1 protein-coding gene is annotated in these 2,497 nt (G+C 70.0%); it reads left to right on the top strand.

Features of this window, described 5'->3' with window-relative positions; genetic code table 11:
- The coding region (locus tag AB0469_RS41025) for a condensation domain-containing protein (protein WP_366456711.1) at positions 1-2,497 on the top strand (2,497 nt) is incomplete at both ends.

The following is a 2,497-nucleotide window of genomic DNA, read 5'->3' as shown; positions in this document are numbered from 1 at the left end:
GTCTTCCAGGGTGTGCGTGAGGTGCTGACGGGCGGTGACGTGGTCCCCGCGTCTTCCGTTCGCCGGGTTCTTGAGGCGAATCCGGGTGTGGTGGTTCGGCACCTGTACGGGCCGACGGAGATCACCCTGTGCGCGACACAGCACGCAGTGGAAGCGGCCGATGAGGTCGGGTCTACGCTGCCGATCGGGCGGCCGCTGGACAACACCTGTGTGTACGTCCTGGACCGGGCGCTTCAGCCGGTTCCCCCGGGCGTCTCGGGCGAGCTGTACGTGGCGGGAGCGGGTCTGGCCCGCGGCTACCTCAACCGCGCAGGTCTGACCGCCGAGCGGTTCCTCGCGGATCCCTACGGTCCCGCGGGATCGCGGATGTACCGGACGGGCGACCTGGTGCGATGGACTGGCCAGGGTGTCCTGGAGTTCATCGGCCGGGCCGACGACCAGGTCAAGATCCGAGGCTTCCGTGTCGAGCCGGCCGAGGTCGAGGCCGTACTGGCCGCGCATGCCTCGGTGGCGCAGGCCGCCGTACTCGTGCGCGAGGACCGGCCTGGCGACAAACGCCTCGTCGCCTACGTCGTCCCGGCATCGGCAGGGGCTTCGGCGGACCCGGCCAGGCTCCACGCTGACCTGTCCGGTGTGCTTCCCGAATACATGGTCCCGTCCGCGATCGTCATACTGGACGCGCTCCCGTTGACCCAGAACGGCAAGCTGGACCGCAAGGCCCTGCCCACCCCGCAACTCAGCGCGAGCACTTCCTACCAGGCACCGCGCACACCTCAGGAAGAGGTGCTGTCCGCCCTGTTCGCGGAGATCCTGGGCATACCGCGGATCGGGATGAACGACGACTTCTTCGAGCTGGGCGGCCACTCCCTGCTGGCCACCCGTCTCGTCAGCCGCATCCGCTCGGTCCTGGGTGTGGAGGTTCCCATCCGGGCGCTGTTCGAGACGCCTACGGTTGCAGGGCTCGCCGGCCGAACGGCAGAGGCCGGGCAGGCGCGGCGTGCCGTGACGGCCACGGCCCGACCGGACGTGGTCCCGCTGTCGTTCGCGCAGCAGCGGCTCTGGTTCCTGGGCGAACTGGAGGGCCCGAACTCGATCTACAACATCCCGGCAGCCCTGCGCCTGACGGGTCACCTGAACCGCACGGCACTCCAGGCGGCTCTGGCAGACGTGGTGGTCCGACACGAGGTGCTGCGGACGGTGTTCCCCAGCGTGGACGGTGTGCCTCGGCAGCAGATCACCGATCCGGAGTCGGTGTCCCTGGAGCTCCCGATGGCCGAGGTGACCGAGGCCGGATTGGCGGACGTCCTGTCTCGGGCAGCGGCGTACACGTTCGACCTCTCGGTGGAACTGCCCCTGCGAGCCTGGTTGTTCGAGCTGGCGCCCGGTGATCACGTTCTGCTGATCGTGGTGCACCACATCGCCGGTGACGGTTGGTCCATGGGGCCGCTGGCACGCGATGTGTCGACCGCCTACGCGGCCCGGTGCCGGGGCGCGCGGCCGACCTGGACGCCCCTGCCCGTGCAGTACGCCGACTACACCCTGTGGCAGCGGGAACTGCTGGGCGGCGAGGACGGCACGGACACGGTGCTGTCGCGGCAGCTGGCCTACTGGCGTCAGAACCTCGCCGGTCTGCCGGAAGAACTGGCTCTGCCGGTCGACCGCCCGCGTCCGGCCGTCGCCACGCGTTTCGGTGGCACCGTTGGGGTGAGCGTCCCGGCGGACCTGCACCAGCAGGTGGTCGCACTGGCCCGTGCCGAGGGCGTGACGGTGTTCATGGTGCTGCAGGCCGCCTTGGCCACCCTTCTGTCCTGCCTGGGCGCGGGCAGCGACGTACCCGTCGGCACGCCGGTTGCCGGACGTACCGACGACGCCCTCGACGACCTGGTGGGGTTCTTCGTCAACACGCTCGTGCTGCGTACCGACTTGTCCGGGGACCCGAGCTTCGTCGAGTTGCTGGGCCGGGTGCGGGAGACGGGGCTGGGTGCGTTCGCGCATCAGGACGTTCCGTTCGAGCGGCTGGTGGAGGACCTCGCCCCCGCCCGCTCCTTGGCCCGGCATCCGCTGTTCCAGGTCATGCTGGCCCTCCAGAACACCAGCGAAGCCGAGCTGGACCTGCCCGGGCTCGTGGTCGGCTCTTTGGCCGCGGCCCGAACGCCGGCCAAGTTCGACCTGTCCTTCACCTTCGGTGAGGCCTTCGACGCCGACACCGCGCCGGCCGGCCTGCAAGGAACGGTGACCTTCGCCACCGACCTGTTCGACGAGGCAACGGTGGAGCGGATCGCGCAGCGCTTCGTGCGCGTGCTGCGATCCGTGGTCACCGATCCCCAGCAGTCGATCAGCACGGTGGACGTGTTGTCGGCGGTGGAGCGGGACCGGATCGTCGGCGAGTGGAACGACACTGCGCGTGAGGTGCCGGCGGGGACGTTGCCGGAGTTGTTCGCGGCTCAGGTGGGTCGGACTCCCGGGGCGGTGGCGGTGGTCGCCGGCGGTGTGGAGC

Origin of the sequence: Streptomyces sp. NPDC093801, from assembly GCF_040701585.1 — a bacterium.
Lineage (GTDB): Bacteria > Actinomycetota > Actinomycetes > Streptomycetales > Streptomycetaceae > Streptomyces.
The sequence above is the reverse complement of the archived record's forward strand: the minus strand, read 5'-3'. Positions and strand labels throughout refer to the sequence as shown.